Below are 20136 nucleotides of genomic sequence, written 5' to 3'. Positions count from 1 at the left end.
TCAGTGACGACACAAACAGAACAAATTCAAATGGGTTATTTATCGCATATTTCTAAAGGTCATTATTTGCAGTTACACGTGCAGCAAATCTAACACTTTTTCTTAGGAACCCCAAATGGAGTTTTCATCCATAAAGCTGTTGGTGTTCTTCAGCAATTGTGTAAAGACAGCATACTTGAAGTCCTTGGTTGCCCGTTCATCGACACGAGACTTCTTCAGATCCTTGTCAACAGCTTCTGCAAAGCCAGCTTTCAACTCTTCATAAGTCGTATAGACTTTTCCGTTGACAGTCACCGGCTTAATACCTGAGCTTTGTGCTTTATCCACAACTTTTCTGAAGTAAGCTTTCTTGAAGGCTTCCATGGTTTCAAATTCGCCTTCAGAAATTTGCTTGATGATAAAGTTATCGCTCAAACCAGTCACACCTTGCTCATTGGCTGTCTTACGGTGTTTATTGGAAGCATAGCTTACAAAGCCTTTTTCATAGCCATAGTAACCCCAGATTCTGAAGGTATTATGCTTGAACATCAAGGCGCCTGGCGCTCCAGTATTGTTTTGGCCGCCGCCATAGATACCCGTCATAAAGTCGATCGCAATGTAACTAGAGTCATAGTCAGCAGGATTATAGGTTCGATTGTCAACCGCACGGTTAGACAGCAAGCCTTGGTCAACCAAGTCATCTACAGATGAGACAGACATATTCGCTTTCTCCTCAGCCGTCAACTCTCTTACGACGTCGTATTGGGTTCGAGGATCCACAACTTTCGGTTCAACCTTCTTGAACCATTTGGCTGCTGCTTCATTTCCTTTATCTACAACCGCTTGGCCTTCAAGGTAATCCAGCAGCATGAGGGTATCATTATATCCCTTCATGTAATGGTCGATGTCTGCTCGGTTCTTGAAGAGACTTGGCGAGCTATTGAAAATGAGGCTGCCATTATTTGGACGATCAAAGGCCATATTGAGACCCAAAGCACCCCAGCCCGGCTGATCAGGAACAGGTGACTGGAGCATACCTTGGGCATACCCTTCTGGTCCGATACCTTGTCGTCTGCCGTGACCGCCCAGATAAATATCTCTGTCATTGACGTGGGTGAGTTCGTGAGTGAAGACGGACACACCATATTCCGTCAAGAGGTCAAAGGCCTCGAAGTTCACACGGATTGAACCAGCAGCATGGGCACCGTAGCCATTTGACTTGTACCAGCCACCAGCTCTGCCGCCAACTAGGTTAAAGAACTCGCGGGATGGTGCATAAGGATTGCCCTTATTATCATTTCCGTTGACATCAATCCAGCCACGCCCTTCTACATCGAAACCATCCCATACAGCCGTTACATTTTCCTTGACCATTCTTGGCTTGATATTATCTGAGAGCAGTTTGTACCAAGTGTCTACGTGATTTCGATGCTGGGTCGCTACTTCCTTGATGCGCGCATTAAATCGTTCATCAGACCATGACCGGCGCTTGTCTCTGTTGACAAAGGCCATGGTGCTATAGTTTGACAGAATGGCTAAGCGCGTATTCTTCAAGGTTAGCAGAGGAAGGATATAGTTGCTGAAGTACTCTGAGTTGAGGTTGTCAAAGACGCGATACTTAGCCGTCTTAATCTCCTCGACTTCTGACTGGCGTTCTTCAAACTGAATAAATCCTCGGGTTGCATCCTTGAACCAAGAATCCATATCCGCAAAGTCAGTCAGCAGGCGTCGGTTGTAATCCAAGTAAGCCACCAAATCACTAGATTTGGACTCAGCCTTCAACTGGCGCGCAAACATATTGACATTGTCTGCCCCTTTCAGTTGATTTTCTGTCGAACGACCAATCTTAATCAAGCGATCCAGCAATGGCACTTTTTCACCATAGAAGTCTGGTTTGAAGAGCACCAGCTCCTTGAGGTTGTAGTCGCCAAACTTGAGATCGTAATAACGGTTGAGATAGGTCAGACCGAGCATGATAGCGGTCTTGTTCTCTTCGATTTTAGCTTTCAGAGCTTCGTTGGCTGCTGGATTGTCAGCATGGAACCTTGTCCATTCATTGGCCAGGAGCTTACCAAGCATATCCTGCAAGTTGGCTTTCACCTCAGCCAGAGATTCATCCAAGAAGAGGCGCTTCACTTTATTGACCTTATCATTATCATTAGGCAGACCAACAGAACGATAGACTTCATCACTGTATAGTTCAAAGCTCTTCAAGCGCTCAGTCAGCTGAGTCAGCAAGTCTTCTTTGACCGCCGTTGAGTGATTTGGAGTATAGACTGTACCAAGCTCTGCAATCTGATATTCCGGCAGAGCCGTCTGTTCAAATCGCGCTTGATTTTGAAGATTGTAGATAGTCTTGCTTCCGTCTGCAAAATGGACTAAGATCTTATCTGCATCCGTTCCTCCAGCAACAAACTGATTGCCCTTCAGGGCTTGAACCGCTAGAACTTTCTTGGTCAACAGGTCGCCCGCCTTACCAGCATCCACCAGCTTATTGGCCTCATGAATCAAGAATTCTTGATTGTAGAAAGGCATAAAGCGTTCTAGGTTTTGATAAAGCTGTTCATTTTCTGCCTTGTAACCTGGCTTATCTTGATAAGTACTTGTTCTCAGGATAGCAGCATTTAGCTTCTCAGTTGTCACTTCATTTGCGCTGGCTTGCTCAAGAGCCGTGATCTGATAGCTCTTGACTTTTTGCTCAGCTTCTGCTTCTGTCAAGCGACGGAACTTGGCATCTTTACCTGTCTTGGTCCCAGAGCTGTGTCCCTGAACACCAAAGAGGTTTTGGAGTTTTTGTCCCATCCAAGCATCGGTAATCTCATTATCTGAGCTAAAGAGCTCTTTACCGTTCACTACCGTTGCATAGCTGACTGTGTCATTGATGGTTCCATACGGCCAAATGGAAGCAGCGATACCAGCCGCATTTCTTGAGCCCGCATCCTCTAACTTACCTTTGGCAACTGATTGCATCAATCTGCCCCAGTTACCCCAGCCTGAACCTGAATAGTCAGTGAAGTTTTGAGCGACCAGCATACCTGCATTTTGACCACTTTTGACCCAAATATCGGCTTCGACATAAGCGCGTTTCACCAAGGACATAGCATTAGTTCCCGCGATACCGGCTGTAACAGAGTTTCCACCCTTGGACTTAATACGACCCTTAAAGGAAACATTTTCAACGCGAGATTGGCCTTCTATATTGTTAACCAGACCAGCAATATGGTCTCTTCCTTCCAAGTATCCTTGGACATTGACGTTTTCGATTACTCCTTTATTCTTCAAGCGAGCAGCAATTGTGGCAATTGTATCGCCCGCTTGCGAATCTGGATAAACCATATTGACTCGCTTAAAGTCAATATCCTTGACCGTTCCGCCAGTAATCGTATCAAATAGAGGATGCGCCAAGTCTAAAATGGCATGGCGCTCACCATTTTGCCCACCAATCAGCTGGCCTTTGAACTCACCTTGCAGGTAAGACTTGCTGTTGACTGGTTTGTCAATCAGCTTAGCACTGATACTGCGGCCCAGAATAAAGGTTCCAGAAGGATCTTCCTTGATGCCGTCCAAAAGGTCTTGGAAGTCATAGTAGACATTTCCTTCACGCTTCTTGGCCTTTTCCAGATAGAAATCAAAGCTGTTTTGAAGACCAGTTGCGCTTCTTTGCAGCAAGTCTGGCAGCTGAGCCTGGATCTTAAAGACAGGCTGGTTATTAACGACCACTTCCTCAATAGAGGTAACCGGCAGGACAGTATCCTTGAACTGGTCTGATGTAAAGTGCAGGTAATATTGGTCCAGATTTGCTGGTTTTTCAGCCAAAGTAGGCATCAATTTTGTCTGACCATTCTCAACCTTCATCAAGGAGACATTAGTGATGGACTTGAGCTCCACCTTCTTCAGGTCAAGCTGGACTGTCTCTTGAGCTAATTCCTGACTTTCAGAACCATTTCCTAAGTCATAGGACAGAGTCGTCTCAATATTATACGGTGTATAGTAGTCCAAACTACTGAAGCTAGCAGTCAACTGGCCGGCCGTCAAATTCTGCTCTGCTATCAGCTGCCCATCTTTCTTCAGACGAACTTGAGCACTACTAAAGGATTGATCTCTGTCCGTCAGCTGGTATTGAATCTGAACCGATTTCTGCAATTCATCCTTCTTAACCGCTGAAACAGTCAGATTTGGTGCTGCTTTAAGGGCCAATAAGTCGGCCAAAGCCTGCTTAAGTTGGTTAACACCCGCATCTACTTCATCTTGACTTGACGAAGTTTGATAAACCGTCGTAGCCATATTCTTAATTGCTTGTAGCTGCTGATAGGATTGATTGGTGTAAACTGCTGGATCCACAGCTGCTGCTAAAGCCAGCTGCTTGCTCAATTCTTCTTTATTGATTCGAGCCTTGCTACCCCGAGTGACCACTGTATCAACTGCTTCATGCAAGATTCTTTCAGTTGTTTGTGGCTCCGATATGCGATTACCGTCCAAGACTTCATAGCTGGTTACAATTTCTTTTCGTCCTGGAGTTCCATCGACAGTGGTCTCCTCATCAAGATACTTGCTATCATCTGTCTTGTTGACAACTTGAGGTTCAATCGTTTCTAGCTTGATGTCTGTATGTAGACTAGGCTGTTCTGGCTGAACTGTTGACTCACCATTAACGCCGCCAGTGTACTCTGGCAAAGCTGGCTCAACTGGGGCTATGTCACCAACTGTACCAATTGGCGCATCATAGACTGGATTGTCCGCTTGAACTGTCGATTCGCCGTTAACACCACCAGTATATTCTGGTAGAGTTGGCTCAACTGGAGCTGTATCTCCTGCTGTGCCTACTGGGGCAGTGTAGTCTGGATTCTCCACTTGAACTAGTGATTCACCATTAACACTGCCCGTGTATTCTGGGAGGGCCGGCTCAACCGGGGCTGTATCTCCTGCCGTGCCTTCCGAAATTGTATAGCTAGGATTGTCCGCTTGAACTAGCGATTCGCCATTAACGCCGCCCGTGTACTCTGGCAAAGCTGGCTCTTGTAAGCTTTCCCCTTTTGCCGTCTCTATAGTTGGATTGGATGGCTGAGGAGCTGGAAGCTTCCCTGACTGTCCTGAATCATTTGCAGCAGGGTTCAGCTGATACAGCAACCCTCCCTGAGCAGCTCGATCAATAGAATCAGAATCCTCTTTTGCAGCTTCTGATAATTCTGCTTGTCCTCGAGCTTCTTGGCCAGCTGATAAGGAGGCCGGCTTGGTTCCTGTCAAAGCCAGCAAATCAGAAGCGGTAAAGTAACCGATATAGTTATAGCCAGCAATGGTCACATCCGCTTCAGAAACTGTTGACGAAACCGCAACTTGACGGTTATATGAAAGCAATGCCCGATTTTCTAGCGCAAACGCTTGAGGAGACTGTAATACAGTCTGTCCCAAGCTGCCTAGCAAAAGCACTCCTAGTAATTTGCCAGATTTCTTTCGTGAGAATACCAAGACAGCCAAAATAGCCGTTCCCGCAAATAAGCCGAGAAGCGGCTGTCCATTATTTCCTGTACGCGGCAAGACAGTTTGCCCATCTTGCTTCCGATAAATCAGGTAATAGTTTTCCCCCGTTTGCAGATTTTCAGGCAGACCTTTCTTAATCAGCCCTTTTTCCTGATCTGTTAGCTCTTGCTCTTCAACATAAGTATAGTGAGCAGTCGCACCGCCTCCTACTTCATCTGCAGCAACTGTCGAACTGGACAAAGAGCTCCCAAAAATCAGAGCTGCAATGGCAACTGAACCCACACCGACAGACAATTTGCGAATCGAATATTTCTGAATTCGCTCCTGCACTTTTTCAAAACGTTTCACTTTATAAATCCCCTTTTTCCTAAAATGTATAAAGCTAATCTCCCAATACCTCCCTAGCCAACTCCCCAGCAGGCTAAAAAGATGCGTTTTATACATATAGTATTATCATATATCTTTTAGGAAATTTTTACAATAGATTTTGCTTAAAAAAAACAATTAATTTTTGTAAAAGTAAATAGAGAAAATCACTTTGCTCTTTATAGCGAATTTCTTTTAATTAAAAGGCTGGTCAAAGCGGCTCTCTTTTTTGACTACATTTGCCCAATGGCCTTCTAAAAAACATAAAAAGAGCAGCATTAGGCTGCTCCTTTTTATCTGATTACAAATCTTCCAAGGCATCTTTCATTTTGTCGAAGAAGCCTTTTTTCTTAGGATTGACCGAGATATTGCCAGCTTCCGCAAATTCTTTGAGGGCCGCTTTTTGACGGTCGTTGAGGCCAGTCGGTGTCACAACATTGACAGTAACATACTGGTCACCCATGCTTCCACCACGCAGACTCGGTGCTCCCTTGCCACGCAGGCGGAAACGCTTGCCAGTCTGTGTTCCTTCTGGGATATTCAGCTCCACATCCCCGTGAACAGTTGGAATATCTACACTGTCACCAAGAGCTGCTTGGACAAAGTTGAGATTGAGCTTGTAGTAAATGGTAGAGCCATCTCGCTCAAACTTGTCACTCGACTCAACTTGGACCACGACATAAAGGTCTCCATAAGGACCGCCATTAAAGCCTGCTTCACCTTGGCCAGACAGACGAACCTGCTGACCAGTTTCCACACCAGCAGGGATTTTCACCTTGACGCTGTGGGCCTGCTTTTCATGACCCGTTCCGTGACAGGTTTCACACGGACTTTTGATTTCTTTTCCTCGGCCGTGACAGACATCACAGGTCACTTGCCGGCGCATCATGCCAAGCGGTGTCTGGGTATCGACATTAATGACACCTGAGCCATGACAGCGGCCACAGGTAACAGGACTAGTCCCTGGCTTGGCACCAGACCCTGCACAGGTATGACAAGTCGCTTCACGGTTATACTTGATTTCCTTCTCAGCCCCGAAAATGGCTTCTTCAAAGCGGAGATTTACACGATACTGAAGATCGTCCCCTTGGCGCGGAGCATTAGGATTACGCGAAGCACCGCCACCAAAGAAGCTAGAGAAGATGTCTTCGAAGCCGCCAAAGCCGGAGCCATCAAAACCACCGAAGCCGCCTGCACCGCCGCCAAAGCCACCATTAGCTCCCGCTGCGCCGTATTGATCATAGGCTGCCCGCTTTTGCTCGTCGCTCAGCGTTTCATAAGCCTCTTGGACTTCTTTATATTTGTCCTCCGCCCCAGCTTCCTTATTAATGTCGGGGTGGTACTTTTTAGATAATTTCCGATAGGCTCTCTTGATCTCATCCTGAGAAGCATTCTTAGAGACACCTAGACGGTCATAATATTCTGTATTGTTCATATAAGATACCAAGACCGTAAAATTCGACTGAAAAATAGGAAATCAGGCGACGGAGCAATGCTCCTAGACTGATTTTTCTTTTTTCTGAGAATTTAGGTCGGGTTCAGTTCCTTTCTTTAAATTTTAGAAAATATCGATCAGAAGGTATTTTCAAATCCATGCTTCATTTCAGCAAACTCTTCATCGGATAAAGTGAATATCAAGTCATCTTCCGAATACTGATTCCGTTCTTTAAAATAATTGTCAGCATTATCTACCAAACCTAGACTAAGAAGAACTTTTCTTGCAAACGATTGATGTGCAAAGCCAACAGCTGTAATGATATTCTTATCTTGCAGAACAGCTTGAGCTTTGAAATTCTCCCGTGGAAGAAATTCAAAATAGTCAAAGAAGTTTTGCCAAATCCCACCAGTAAATTTATTGTCCTTCAATAAACCTGCTTTCGCCAATAAAATGGGCGCTGAGGAAATAGCTGCAATTAAAACTTCTTGCTGCTTCAAACTTCTTAGGAAAGAAATCAATTTTTTATCATGCAGAGCAGGAACAATATCTATCATTCCTGGCAAAATGACACAAGAATAGTCTTCGATGTCTACTTCATCCAGTGTTCCAGTAGGTTGACAGGGAAGTCCATCTTCCGATCTTATAACATTTCTATCTGTACCAACATAATCAACCTCAACACCAAAAGATAGAGCTAAAGTACTGGTCAGACTAACTACTTCATAAAGTGAAAAATTAGGATAAATTAAACAGAGCACTTTCTTCATAAGCGTCACCCTCTAGTTTAGCGAAAAACAGAGGCTGGGTTGCAACCTCTGGATTTCTTCCTATCATTACGACGTGAAATTTTCAAAACAATATTTTTTGAAAAATTTTTGACGCGGTAGCTGATTGGATTTTAGGTTCGTCTTTCAGACTCCCAAAAATCCTAATCATCCTCGCGGGGGTTCGACTACGAACTAAAAACTTTCAATTTTTAGTTCTGTCTCACCGCCTATTTCTCAGTAAACTCTCCGTCTACAACATCGTCGTCTGCTTTAGTTGAGCCTGCGTTTTCAGCTCCTTCCGCTCCTGCTTGGGCTTGTTGAGCCGCAGCAGCTTGCTCGTAGAGTTTCACTGCCAGTGCTTGAGCTTTTTCGTTAAGAGCTTCCAATTTCGCTTTCATGTCGTCCAAGTTATTGTCTTCTTGCGCTTTCTTAAGTTCATCAAGAGCAGCTTGGGCAGCGTCACGTTCTGCGTCGAAGCCTTTGCCTTCAGTCTCCTTGATAGTCTTTTCAGTCGCAAAGATAGCTTGGTCAACTTCGTTACGAAGGTCAACTTCTTCCTTACGTTTCTTATCTGCTTCAGCATTCGCTTCTGCATCCTTCATCATACGGTCGATTTCTTCGTCAGTCAGGCCGCTGTTAGATTGAATAACAATGTGTTGTTCTTTTTGAGTTCCAAGGTCTTTAGCTTTAACAGATACGATACCGTTCTTGTCAATGTCAAATGTTACTTCGATTTGAGGGATTCCACGAGGAGCAGCTGGGATATCTGTCAATTGGAAACGTCCAAGAGTCTTGTTGTCTGCTGCCATTGGGCGTTCACCTTGAAGAACATGGATATCAACGGCTGGTTGGTTGTCCGCTGCTGTAGAGAAGACTTGTGATTTAGAAGTTGGAATTGTTGTGTTGCGGTCAATCAGCTTAGTGAAGACACCACCCATTGTTTCAATACCAAGTGACAATGGTGTTACGTCAAGAAGGACAACGTCTTTGACATCACCAGTGATAACACCACCTTGGATAGCTGCACCCATAGCAACAACTTCATCAGGATTCACAGATTTGTTTGGCTCTTTACCAGTTTCAGCCTTAACAGCTTCTACAACAGCCGGGATACGAGTTGAACCACCAACTAAGATTACTTCGTCGATTTCTGACAAGCTCAAGCCCGCGTCAGAAAGAGCACGGCGAACTGGTTCTTTAGTGCGCTCTACCAAGTCACGAGTCAAATCGTCGAATTTGGCACGAGTCAAAGTCATTTCCAAGTGGAGAGGTCCAGCGTCGCCAGCTGTGATAAACGGCAAGCTGATTTGAGTAGAAGTCACACCTGAAAGGTCTTTCTTAGCCTTTTCAGCTGCATCTTTCAAGCGTTGAAGCGCCATCTTATCATTTGACAAGTCGATGCCGTTCTCTTTCTTGAACTCAGCCACCATGTGGTCGATAATCTTTTGGTCAAAGTCATCACCACCGAGTTTGTTATCACCAGCAGTTGCCAATACATCAAAGACACCATCACCCAACTCAAGGATTGAAACGTCAAAGGTACCGCCACCTAAGTCAAAGACCAAGATCTTTTCTTCTTTATCTTGTTTGTCAAGACCGTAAGCAAGGGCTGCTGCAGTTGGTTCGTTGACGATACGTTCTACTTCAAGACCAGCGATTTTACCAGCGTCTTTAGTCGCCTGACGTTGCGCATCGTTAAAGTAGGCTGGAACTGTGATAACCGCTTTGCTGACTTTCTCACCAAGATATTCTTCTGCATAGCCTTTCAAGTATTGCAGAATCATAGCTGAGATTTCTTGTGGAGTGTATTCTTTGCCGTTAGCAGCTACTTTTTCAGATGTTCCCATTTTTGATTTGATGGAAATGATTGTATCTGGATTTGTTACTGCTTGACGTTTTGCCGCATCACCAACGATGATTTCACCATTTTTGAATGACACTACAGATGGGGTTGTACGATTTCCTTCTGGATTTGCAATGATTTTGCTTTCAGTTCCTTCAAGAACTGCAACTGCTGAGTTTGTTGTACCTAAGTCAATACCAATAATTTTAGACATGTGTTTTTCTCCTTAAATTTTATATTCTATTTTCTTTTTGATACTCTTATTAGGCTGCGCCACCGTCAGAGTTTGACTTTATCAATCTCTTTGACTAAACTTTGAGCCTAAGGTCTCAAAGTTTGCGCGAATAGCGCCACGGCGAAGAGTATCGTCTTTGGTTCGCTTCGCTCGTTAAAAGCAAAGCTGAACAATTTTTTATCTTTCTTCATAGTTTATTGTCGTCTCGGACAAGATTTTTCGAGTTTTCTAGCCTAGTTATAGACCACTACCATTGCTGGGCGCAGGATACGGTCATGAAGTTTGTAGCCTTTTTGGAAGACCTGCGCGATAGTGTCAGCTGGGTGCTCATCGTCAGCTGGAACGGTTTGAATGGCCATGTGATAGTTATGGTCAAAAGCTCCGTCAGCTGGGATTTCTTCGATACCCTCTTCTTTGAGAGCATGAATCAAACTTTCCTGCACCATTTCCAGCCCCTTTTTGACATCATCTGTCAGCCCTTCAACGGCAAGTGCGCGCTCCAGATTATCTATCGAAGGCAAGATAGCTTTTGCCAGATCCTGACTACGGTATCTTTGCAGCTGCTGACGTTCTTCATTTGCTCGTCGCTGGATGTTTTGCATTTCTGCATGAGCACGGAGATATTTGTTTTCAAAATCTTCTGCTCGCTCATTAGCTAGTTCTAATTCTGATTTTTCAGGGCTTGCTGATTCAGCTTGTTCAGCTGTTTCTACAGCTTCCTCTTTTACTTCCACATCTTCTGGATGTTCTTCTTGTTTATGTTTTGCCACAAGGCACCTCCTTTTTAGGAATATTTATACTATATTTAATGGACTTCATAGTGATTGCTGCTCAGATAGCGATAGAAGTCGGTCAGCTTCATGGTCAGCACGCGATTGACAACATTCATCTGACTGACGAGCCGTTGGTAGTCAAGATTAACCGGACCGACAACTGCCAACACCCCAAATCCTCGATAAGGAATCAAGAATTTGCTGGAAATCAGTGTCAAATCAGCTAAACAGCTTTCTCTACTGTCTGCAACGCGCACGCTTTGCATCTGATCTTCAGCCAAACTGTCGCGAATCTCAAAGGCTACTTTCTGCGGGTCATCAAAAAACTGATAGGCCGTCAGGTCTGAGAATTCCAAGAGCTGAACCTTGCCAGACAGAATCACATTTTCCTTGAAAATATCACCAAAGATATGCTCAAAAAGCTGAATGACATTGTCCGTCGTAGTGAAATAGCGCTGGATAATCTGCGGAATTTCCGTCCGAATCTTGTAATGGATGTCCAGCACTGTCTGTCCCAAGAACCGCTCCCTTACTAGGCCTTTAAGCCTATCCAGGTCTTCTTTTAAGAAGTTACGCGGAATCATAAACTGACTGGTAATGGTATTGGACTCATCCAAGGTGAAGACCGCCAGAGCCGTGTGCTGACTGAGCACAACGATGTCAAAAGCTGTCAAACGCTGCCGACTGGGTTCTACATCCAGTGCAACAACCGTGCATCCACTGAGCTTGGTCAAAAGGTCTGCTGCCTGTTGAAGAATGTCCTCCAAGTTGAAAAACTCATGGTCAAAGGCTTTGATAACCTCATAAAGTTCATTCTCAGCGAGACGATCAAAGGACAGAGAATGCTTGACAAAGTACTGAAAACCAGCCACGCTCGGCTTACGGCCGCTGGACGTATGCGCCTTTTCCAGAAGCCCCTGCTTTTCCAAAGCTGCCATATCGTTGCGGATAGTGGCGCTGCTGGAATTGATAGAATCCTGCAGGGCTTTGGAGCCGACCGGCTCGTGAGTCTTGGTAAAGATATCAATAATCAAATTCAAAATCTCATTTTGACGCTCCGTGACCACGGCATCACCTCCAATCAAGATTCTGCTGTCAATTAGCACTCAACCACCTCGAGTGCTAACTCATGATTCTATTATACACTCTTCCACACCAAAGTCAAGACAAAAACTCAAAAAATTAGCACTCTTTTTTCAAGAGTGCTAAAAATCAGTCTAGCGACCTAGATTAGTCGTCCAAGATTTGCAAACGGCGCATCAAATAGAAAGAAATTCCTGAAAAAAGAAGCAGCCAAACTAGTAGAGCCAAAAATTCTCCGCTCCATAAATGGAAATGAGACCAATCTTTCATATAGCTAGTAAATAGGCCCATAAAACTATAACGCAGCACCTTAAATAAATCCTCGCTCATATTTGAAAACATAGGAATAAATGCCGCCAAGAGCATGGCTGGAACACTAAGAGATTGTGCCATGACCTGATTTTTACAAAACAGACCAACCATTAAAAAGAAGAAAATTAAGACCAGCATGGTCAATAAGAGAACCAAACTATAGCTGAATACCTGATTAGAAAGCTTGGCTCCCACCAAAATTGGGGTAATAACGATATAAAAAATCCCAATAATCGCTGGCCAGATTAAAGCAGAGAGAATGTATTGACCCGCTGTCACACCAGCCAAGCGCAAACTTTGCAAATTACGTTTTTCCCTTTCCTCAGCTAAGATTATAATAATGGGTGTTCCAACAGACATGGCTAGAGAGAAAGGCAGAGAGATCGTAAGCAACATAATAGCTAGTTTATCCGCTCCAATTTCCTTACCCGCTCCATTCAAAGAAAAAATAAATTTATAGAGAAAAATAAGGAAAATCGGCATGAAAACCTGCAATAGAATACTTTTATTAGCTAGCGTCACTTGACCTCTCAGCCAAATCATACCTTTTAATTTATTAGACATTTAAGGTACCTCCTGTCAACGTGATGAAAACATCTTCTAAAGTTGGTTCGCAGGAATGAATACTGATAACATTGGACAAATCCAAGCCTCCTTGCAGTTCATCAAAGGTAACTGTCTTCGTCGTCAAATCTTCATATTCTAAACGAACCTTCTTATCTGTATTATACTTTTGGATTATCTCATGCGGACTGCCCACTTCGACTAATTTTCCTTTACTTAGCAAGGCCAAGCGATTACACAAGAGGGTAGCTTCCTGCATATCATGGGTTGTCAGAAAAATAGTTGTCCCCTGAGCTTTTAGTTCCAGCAGTAGTTCATGAATGGTGCGAGAGGTTGACGGATCCAAACCACTGGTTGGCTCATCCAAGAAGAGCAGTTTAGGTCGATTAATCAAGGCTCGGACCAGCAACATGCGCTGCTTCATACCCGTAGATAGTTTTTCAGCCACCTTGTTGCGGCTATCATAAAGCCCCACTTTTCGGAGAAGTTCATCAACTTCTGCCATCTTAACACCAAAGAGCAAAGCATAGGCCTTGAGATTCTTATAAAGTGACATCTTTTCATAAAAACCGCTGCCATCGCTGACAATCCCAATCTGCTCCAGCACTTCTGCCTTTAAATCCTCAACCGGTGCAGACAGCACATGAGCTGTCCCAGCATCTGCAGACAACTGTCCAGTCAAGATATTGATAGTCGTCGTTTTACCAGATCCAGAAGGTCCTAGGAAGCCAAAAATTTCTCCCTCTTGGATGGAAAAATCGATTCCTGCCAAGGCTTCTTGTTCCTTGAATTTCTTTTTCAAGCCTTGCACTTCAATAATCGTCTTTTTCATTGTTTTCCTCGCTTTCATAACAGTATTTAACAAAACTGTAATCAATCTTTCAGTTCCTGCCTCATTTTCCAAAAACGCAAGGCAATATGGACCAGTTGGCAAAACAGAATGAACAATATAACACAGTCTATTGCTAAGATTGATTTGAATAATAGACTTGCTTTCAAACTCTTCTGGAAAATATCTAGAATGAGATAGGTAGTGACACACAAAACCATGATGGCTGGCAAAAAACGCCATATAAGCAAACGCTTGACCATTTCTAGCTTAGACCAAGCATCATTATAGATTTCAAGATCGCTCTCCGCATCAAGCTGAGAAACCGGCTTGCGGAAATAAGAGAACTGATTAAAGTTTGTAATATGCTCCCAGCCACAATCCTCAAACAGTTGATAATAGGATTCTTGCTCCGCCTTTTTTATAGGGCGAAAATCTAATTGATAGGCCACTTCCTGAGGCGGACAGGCTTCAAATGTATAACGAACTGCAACAAGAAAGGGAGAATAACTTACTTTCTTCAATTTCCAGCCTTGACTGTGCATTTTTTTAAAATAAGCTGCTTCTCTGTCATAGTCTGCAATGGTAAAGATTTTATAGACAATTTTCTTTTCCATCAAACTTCCTCCTTACTATTGCGGTAAAGGCGCTCAATCCGCTGGATTTCCAACTCTAAAATCTGGCTTCCAAGCTCCGTGATAGAATAGAGCTTTCTCTTTTCTTCCTCACGAACAAAGGCAATCAGACCATCTTTTTCCATCTTTGCCAAGGTTCCATACATGGTTCCAGGGCTGATAGATAGCTGTCCTTCTGTCAGATCCTTGACTTTTTGAGTAATACTGTAGCCATGCCTTTCTTTCTGAAGACAGAAGAGGATATAAAAACCTGTCTCTGTCATTGGCACATAGACTCTCCTAAGCTTTTCTGTCAATCCACTCATCTTCTCATCTCACTTTCACCTCGATATATCGAACCTTGATATAAAAAATTATATCGCAGTTCGATATAGTTGTCAAGGATTTATAAATTTTTTTTACAAAAAGTAATTCATTTTTATCTATCAATACTTGCAGCTGATTTGATCAGAAGCTAAAAGGATTAGAGACCTGCATCCTGATAAATCAGCATAAAAAAAGCCAGGAACACCTGACTTACTTTTTTATTTTCCTGCTTCCTTGAGCAGGGCGATGTATTCTTCCAGAACCAGATTGTGCTTCTGCATATAATGGGCATTCTCCACACCGACATAGCGGTAATGCCAATTCTCAAAATCAACTCCAGTAACGTCACTCTTACCATCCGGATAGCGAAGGACAAAGCCATATTGGGGAGCTAGCTCAGCAATCTTGGCTGCCACTTCATCCTCCTGGCCTTCTGGAGCACTCATATCAATAGCCAAGCCCGTTTGATGCTCACTGGCTCCTGGAAGCTGCACCTGCTTCAGCACGATGCTGACTGCTTCTTCATTTGACAAGCCTTTGGCGACTTCCCCAGCAACTTTTTCGTTATAGAGTTCCTCCTGCTCAGCTCGGCTGCGATAGCCAGAGATTAAAGTTTCTTCAGGAGCTATCGCCTGGGCTGCAGCTAGGAATTGCCGAGTATTTTCAGCAATACGGCTGTCGACCTGCACCTCTCCAATCTGAGTCAGATCAGGTGTTTTTTCTTCTTGCTGGTTGTCTCGATTGACCAAAATCAAATTCCAGTCAGTAGAAGAAACCTTGGGCAAATCAGACTGCGAGCTCTCTGAGCCAGAAGAGCCTTTCGTAGCAGAACTACTAGACGAACCCGAAAACTGAATCTTTGCAAGCAGATCTTGTAACAAGGACGGACGGAAATAAATCGCCGTTCCTCCAGCTGCCAGACACAAGACGATTAACAACAAAAGTGTCAACCCAATCTTCTTAGACTTCGATTTTCTCTTTTCTTTGCGATGTTTAGCGCGCTTCAACTTCTTCCTCCATTACTTTGGCACCGGCCTCTCGATAAGACATGTCTCCGACGCAAGCTACTGTGAATTTACCGTCTTCATAGTCTACAACCGTTACACTACCATTGTCCAAACCATGAGGCCGAGTTCGATTGATTAGATAGACAAAGGTTCCGATGGTCATGCCGTGGCTGACGACCAGAGCATTGCCACCACCAGCAGCTTCCAGCTCCTCAGCTATGGCTGAAAAGCCTTCCCAGATTCGGCCGCTGAGCTTTTCCCAGTTTTCCGCCCAGCCAGCTGTATCGACTTCTACAAGACCTTCTGCCAACTCAGCATAGCTAAGCTGATGAACATGCTCAATATTGAAAACCCGGGGCATCACACCCATAAAGAGCTCTCCATCATAACCACCATCAAAACTGCCAAAGCACCATTCGCGAATCCGTTTGTCAAAGGTATAAGGAATCTGACCAATCAGCCCCAGCTCCTCTAGAATAATGCCCATGGTCTGAATAGTCCGGCCGCTGTCGCTGGAACGGGCCAATTTGAAATCAAGCCCAGCTTCTCTCAAGCCAATGCCCAACTCATGAATGCCACGTTCCCCAACTTCAGTCAATGGGGTATCAGACCAGCCTTGAGCCCGGCCGATAGTATTAAACATGGTTTTGCCATGACGAACCAAGTATAATCTTGTTTTTGCCATTTCATTTCCTCCGTTGTTCTTTTCATATTATACCATTTTATGAAGAAATTGGCGCCATCTGGCTTTCAAAGCAAAAAGCAGGAGTTTCAAAACTCCTGCTCATTCTTGGTTTTCTCGGTCTAATATGGCTGCGCCGACCTGACGGTAAGACACATCGCCCAGAGCTTGAATGCTAAAGCGACCATTTTCATACTCCAGCACTGTGACACTGCCATTGTCGACATTAGGATTTTTCGTGATATTCTCATCAACCAGATAAGCCAGGGTACCAATGGTCATGCTGTGGCTGACGACCAGAGCATTTCCGCCACCAGAGGACTCCACCTCTCTAGCAATGGCTTCAAATCCTTCTAAAATCCGACCGCTTAGCTTGTCCCAAGGCTCAGCCCAACCTGCCGAATCCACTTCTACCAGGCCATTCGCCAAATCGGGCCAACTGAGTTCTTTGTAATTATCCGTCTTAAGAACTCGTGGGATAACACCATGAAAGAGCTCACCCCCATAAGCACCATCAAAACTGCCGAAACACCACTCCCGGATGCGCTTGTCATAGCGATAGGGAATCTGGCCAGTCAGGCCCAGCTCCTCTAGGATAATCCCCATAGTCTGAATAGTCCGGCCGCTATCACTGGAAAAAGCCCTGACAAAAGGCAAACCCGACTCTCGCAATCCGATACCCAGCTCACGAATACCGCACTCACCTTTGGCAGTCAGCGGGGTATCAGACCAGCCCTGAGCTCGGCCGATAGTATTGAACATGGTCTTGCCATGACGGATAACATAGAGTCTTGTTTTTGACATACTTCACCTCTTTTATTTTTCCTTTGTTTATTATGGTATATTTTGAAAAATGCCTTTGGCCTCTTTTAGATTGAGAAGAGGGAGAACTCGGTTTCCCACTATGATAGACAGTGGCTCACTATGGAGTCAGCATCTAATCAACTATAGAGACTTAATATGAACTTTTACGGCACTGACACACCCAAGAATAATGTACAGATAATGGAGCCAATAATTAAGACCAAACTGTCCGGATAAAGCGGCTTCATTGATAGCAATAATGGCTTGCAAAATATTGCCTTCCCCTTGGTAAAAAGAATTGGCATAACCGATTTGAACAGCTAAAAAGCTCATCGCTAAAGTAAAAAAGAAACTCACTACAATTCCCAAAACAGAAATACCTTTGACAATTTTTTCATAGCAAGCAATGCTAAATAGCAGTGTAAAACCTGATATGAAGCCCATGGCCAAGGATGCACCTGTCAAAAAGAAGACAAGACATGCACCAAGTAAGCTCGTCAAGAATGCTCCGAGAACACCCAGAAAATAATGTATTTTCTGCGGATTTTGATGAGGAAGGGAGCGCTTTGTCGCCTTATCCAGCGAGATGGAAACCATCCGCTCATAGCTAGATGGCGTGAGAAAGAGCCAATCTCCTTTGAACTGATACAGGGCCACATCTCCGGTTTCACCGGTTTTCTCACAGGCGCTAACCAGCCCTTGCTCCTCAAAGTAGCGGGTGCAGTCCTCGATAGCCTCCTCCAAAATATCCGGCAGCAAATCCCGATCCTGATCAGCCAAAATCTGACAGGCTAGGCTGTAGCCAGCTCTCTCAAAATCAATCAAAACCTCGGAATCGTTAATCAGAGCTTCCAAGGTATCTCGACCGATATAACCTTGCTCACATCTGACCGAGAAAAAAATCGCAAATTCGTCGCCATCTGTTATGGTCTCTAGATAAAAAGCATAATCCCTTCTACGGCCATATATAATGCCGCTCTCCTTATCAAAATCCAAACCTAAATCAAGGGCCAGCTCAGCTAGCTCTCTTTTATTCATAACCTAAACAATCTCCTTATAATCCCCTACATTTCAAGCATCCAGCTAGATTCAATCCCGCAAACTCCTACTCGGAAACTGAATAACTGTCCTTTACGCTGCTTTCTTAAAAACTGTTTCAAATCTAGCTTTTTAGTTTTTAAAGCTGTGAATAGGAGCTGGAATCTGACCGCCCCGCGCGATAAAGGCAGCAGACGAAGCTTGATTGACCTTCATGACCGGAGCTGTTCCCAAGAGCCCGCCAAATTCAATCATATCGCCTTCCTTGCCTTTCGGAATAATCCGCACAGCTGTTGTCTTCTGATTGATAACTCCAATCGCCGCTTCATCCGCAATCATGGCTGCGATGGTTTCAGCCGGTGTCGCTTCTGGAATGGCAATCATATCCAAACCTACCGAGCAGATAGCTGTCATAGCTTCTAGCTTTTCTAGATTGAGCGAGCCGTTTTGCACAGCCGCAATCATGCCCTCGTCTTCTGACACAGGGATGAAAGCACCAGACAAACCACCAACTTGATTACAGGCCATGACACCGCCTTTTTTGACTTGGTCATTGAGCAGGGCAAGTGCAGCTGTCGTGCCATGAGTGCCGACTGTTTCCAAGCCCATTTCTTCCAAGACACGAGCCACTGAATCCCCAACCGCTGGTGTTGGAGCCAGACTCAAGTCAACAATCCCGAACTTGACGCCCAGACGCTCGCTGGCCATCTGACCGACCAACTGACCGATACGAGTGATTTTGAAGGCCGTTTTCTTGACCGTTTCAGCGACCACGTCAAAGCTCTCACCACGGACCTTTTCCAAGGCCCGCTTGACAACACCTGGCCCAGAAACACCAACGTTGATGACCACATCTGCTTCACCGACACCATGGAAGGCGCCTGCCATGAAAGGATTATCCTCTACCGCATTGGCAAAGACGACCAGCTTGGCCGCCCCCATGTCAGAAAGCTGGGCCGTTTCCTTGATAATCCGCCCCATATCCGCAACTGCCGTCATATTGATGCCAGTCTTAGTTGAGCCGATATTGACAGAGGAGCAGACCTTATCCGTCTCAGCCAAAGCACGTGGAATAGAATTAATGAGGATTTCATCCCCTTTTTGATAGCCCTTTTGAACCAAGGCAGAGAAACCACCGATAAAGTCAACACCGATTTCCTTGGCTGCCTTGTCTAAAGCCTTGGCCAACGGCACATAGTCACTACTGTCTGTCGCTGCCCCAATCAGAGAAATCGGAGTCACGGAGACCCGCTTATTGACGATGGGAATCCCAAGCTCGGCAGCAATTTCGTCCCCAACTACCACCAGATCTTTCGCTTTGGTCGTGATTTTTTGGTAAATCTTCTCTGCCGCCAGATCAATATCTGTGTCGATACAGTCCAAGAGTGAAATGCCCATGGTGATGGTCCGAATATCAAAATTCTGCTCCTCAATCATGGCAATGGTTTCTGTTACTTGTCTAATATCCATCCTTCACTCCTTAGATAGTGTACATGGCATCAAAAATGGCTGCACTTTGAATGTTGATTTTGACGTTGAGCTCTTGGCCAAAAGCTTCAAACTCATTGCGAAGTACCGTAAAATCTTGCTTTTCATCGCTGGACACCAAGGCCATCATGGTAAAATATTCCTCCAAAACGGTTTGGGAAATATCGTCAATATTCAGCCCCAGCTCCGCAATCTTGGTGGAAACTCCGGCTACAATCCCTGTTTTATCTTTTCCGACAACGGTAATAATTGCTTTCATGCTTGGCTCCAATCATTTTTAGTTTGTCTCATTGTAGCATAAATTCGAGGATTTTGTATACTATTTCAGAAAATAAAGGCAGAAGGTTCGGATATTGCAACGAGCACTTGAAACAAGGAAGATTCTCCTACGCTCAGCAATTCATCTGAGAGACCATTTTGGGCAACTTTGTATGTTTTTTCTATTTTCATTTGAAAGCGCTTTCTATATTTGTTATACTAAATATAGAATATTTTACACAAAGGAGATT

The 20136-nt window shown here is 44.5% G+C and carries 16 protein-coding genes; all 16 read right to left on the bottom strand.

The genetic code is table 11. From position 1 onward, the window contains the following. Window positions 1–102: 102 nt before the first annotated feature. The 16 genes from RSK81_RS01995 to RSK81_RS01920 all read right to left on the bottom strand — a co-directional run bounded on the left by RSK81_RS01995 (window position 103) and on the right by RSK81_RS01920 (window position 19886). Window positions 103–5805: a ZmpA/ZmpB/ZmpC family metallo-endopeptidase gene (locus tag RSK81_RS01995; RefSeq protein WP_315687251.1), complete on the bottom strand. Its 5703-nt coding sequence runs from the start codon at window positions 5803–5805 to the stop codon at window positions 103–105. A gap of 319 nt (window positions 5806–6124) precedes the next feature. Then, complete coding sequence (gene dnaJ, locus RSK81_RS01990; protein ID WP_125340358.1) at window positions 6125–7258, bottom strand: molecular chaperone DnaJ; 1134 nt, start codon at window positions 7256–7258, stop codon at window positions 6125–6127. A 137-nt stretch (window positions 7259–7395) separates the two neighbouring features. After that, on the bottom strand, window positions 7396–8028 hold the full coding sequence (locus RSK81_RS01985) for a DJ-1/PfpI family protein (RefSeq protein ID WP_002925973.1): 633 nt from the start codon (window positions 8026–8028) through the stop codon (window positions 7396–7398). A gap of 227 nt (window positions 8029–8255) precedes the next feature. After that, window positions 8256–10085: a molecular chaperone DnaK gene (dnaK, locus tag RSK81_RS01980; protein ID WP_002905346.1), complete on the bottom strand. Its 1830-nt coding sequence runs from the start codon at window positions 10083–10085 to the stop codon at window positions 8256–8258. A gap of 254 nt (window positions 10086–10339) precedes the next feature. Continuing rightward, on the bottom strand, window positions 10340–10876 hold the full coding sequence (gene grpE / locus RSK81_RS01975) for a nucleotide exchange factor GrpE (RefSeq protein ID WP_002905347.1): 537 nt from the start codon (window positions 10874–10876) through the stop codon (window positions 10340–10342). A gap of 35 nt (window positions 10877–10911) precedes the next feature. Next, window positions 10912–11946: a heat-inducible transcriptional repressor HrcA gene (gene hrcA / locus RSK81_RS01970; RefSeq protein ID WP_011837494.1), complete on the bottom strand. Its 1035-nt coding sequence runs from the start codon at window positions 11944–11946 to the stop codon at window positions 10912–10914. A 163-nt stretch (window positions 11947–12109) separates the two neighbouring features. After that, on the bottom strand, window positions 12110–12838 hold the full coding sequence (locus RSK81_RS01965) for an ABC transporter permease (RefSeq protein ID WP_002925979.1): 729 nt from the start codon (window positions 12836–12838) through the stop codon (window positions 12110–12112). Further along, window positions 12831–13688, bottom strand: a complete 858-nt coding sequence (locus tag RSK81_RS01960; protein WP_002925980.1) for an ABC transporter ATP-binding protein — start codon at window positions 13686–13688, stop codon at window positions 12831–12833. Before RSK81_RS01960 ends, RSK81_RS01965 begins: the two co-directional genes overlap by 8 nt. Before the next feature lie 23 nt (window positions 13689–13711). Then, complete coding sequence (locus RSK81_RS01955) at window positions 13712–14284, bottom strand: DUF2812 domain-containing protein (RefSeq protein WP_002925981.1); 573 nt, start codon at window positions 14282–14284, stop codon at window positions 13712–13714. Then, window positions 14284–14607 (bottom strand): PadR family transcriptional regulator, encoded by a 324-nt coding sequence (locus RSK81_RS01950; RefSeq protein WP_002898966.1) that lies wholly within the window; start codon window positions 14605–14607, stop codon window positions 14284–14286. Before RSK81_RS01950 ends, RSK81_RS01955 begins: the two co-directional genes overlap by 1 nt. A gap of 219 nt (window positions 14608–14826) precedes the next feature. Beyond that, the gene (locus RSK81_RS01945; RefSeq protein WP_002925987.1) at window positions 14827–15615 is read right to left on the bottom strand and encodes a D-alanyl-D-alanine carboxypeptidase family protein; all 789 of its coding nucleotides are present in this window, start codon (window positions 15613–15615) and stop codon (window positions 14827–14829) included. Beyond that, window positions 15602–16300 carry a histidine phosphatase family protein gene (locus RSK81_RS01940; protein ID WP_002925988.1) on the bottom strand — a complete coding sequence of 233 codons (699 nt, stop codon included), beginning with the start codon at window positions 16298–16300 and terminating at the stop codon, window positions 15602–15604. Before RSK81_RS01940 ends, RSK81_RS01945 begins: the two co-directional genes overlap by 14 nt. Before the next feature lie 99 nt (window positions 16301–16399). Next, window positions 16400–17101 (bottom strand): histidine phosphatase family protein, encoded by a 702-nt coding sequence (locus RSK81_RS01935; RefSeq protein WP_002925991.1) that lies wholly within the window; start codon window positions 17099–17101, stop codon window positions 16400–16402. A 141-nt stretch (window positions 17102–17242) separates the two neighbouring features. Then, window positions 17243–18139: a hypothetical protein gene (locus RSK81_RS01930; RefSeq protein ID WP_002925993.1), complete on the bottom strand. Its 897-nt coding sequence runs from the start codon at window positions 18137–18139 to the stop codon at window positions 17243–17245. 132 nt (window positions 18140–18271) lie between these two features. After that, window positions 18272–19609 (bottom strand): PFL family protein, encoded by a 1338-nt coding sequence (locus tag RSK81_RS01925; protein ID WP_315687243.1) that lies wholly within the window; start codon window positions 19607–19609, stop codon window positions 18272–18274. Window positions 19610–19619: 10 nt separating this feature from the next. Next, window positions 19620–19886 carry an ACT domain-containing protein gene (locus tag RSK81_RS01920; RefSeq protein WP_002911697.1) on the bottom strand — a complete coding sequence of 89 codons (267 nt, stop codon included), beginning with the start codon at window positions 19884–19886 and terminating at the stop codon, window positions 19620–19622. Window positions 19887–20136: the final 250 nt, after the last annotated feature.

Source organism: Streptococcus sp. DTU_2020_1000888_1_SI_GRL_NUU_041A, assembly GCF_032387735.1.
Classification (GTDB): domain Bacteria; phylum Bacillota; class Bacilli; order Lactobacillales; family Streptococcaceae; genus Streptococcus; species Streptococcus sanguinis.
This window is presented reverse-complemented; position numbering and strand designations above follow the sequence as displayed.

Coding starts and splice junctions, on each gene's coding strand:
- RSK81_RS01935 (WP_002925991.1), bottom strand. CDS start 17,101: ATGTCAAAAACAAGACTCTATGTTATCCGTCATGGCAAGACCATGTTC.
- RSK81_RS01965 (WP_002925979.1), bottom strand. CDS start 12,838: ATGTCTAATAAATTAAAAGGTATGATTTGGCTGAGAGGTCAAGTGACG.
- dnaJ (WP_125340358.1), bottom strand. CDS start 7,258: ATGAACAATACAGAATATTATGACCGTCTAGGTGTCTCTAAGAATGCT.
- RSK81_RS01925 (WP_315687243.1), bottom strand. CDS start 19,609: ATGGATATTAGACAAGTAACAGAAACCATTGCCATGATTGAGGAGCAG.
- RSK81_RS01960 (WP_002925980.1), bottom strand. CDS start 13,688: ATGAAAGCGAGGAAAACAATGAAAAAGACGATTATTGAAGTGCAAGGC.
- RSK81_RS01930 (WP_002925993.1), bottom strand. CDS start 18,139: ATGAATAAAAGAGAGCTAGCTGAGCTGGCCCTTGATTTAGGTTTGGAT.
- RSK81_RS01985 (WP_002925973.1), bottom strand. CDS start 8,028: ATGAAGAAAGTGCTCTGTTTAATTTATCCTAATTTTTCACTTTATGAA.
- RSK81_RS01920 (WP_002911697.1), bottom strand. CDS start 19,886: ATGAAAGCAATTATTACCGTTGTCGGAAAAGATAAAACAGGGATTGTA.
- RSK81_RS01940 (WP_002925988.1), bottom strand. CDS start 16,300: ATGGCAAAAACAAGATTATACTTGGTTCGTCATGGCAAAACCATGTTT.
- RSK81_RS01950 (WP_002898966.1), bottom strand. CDS start 14,607: ATGAGTGGATTGACAGAAAAGCTTAGGAGAGTCTATGTGCCAATGACA.
- dnaK (WP_002905346.1), bottom strand. CDS start 10,085: ATGTCTAAAATTATTGGTATTGACTTAGGTACAACAAACTCAGCAGTT.
- RSK81_RS01955 (WP_002925981.1), bottom strand. CDS start 14,284: ATGGAAAAGAAAATTGTCTATAAAATCTTTACCATTGCAGACTATGAC.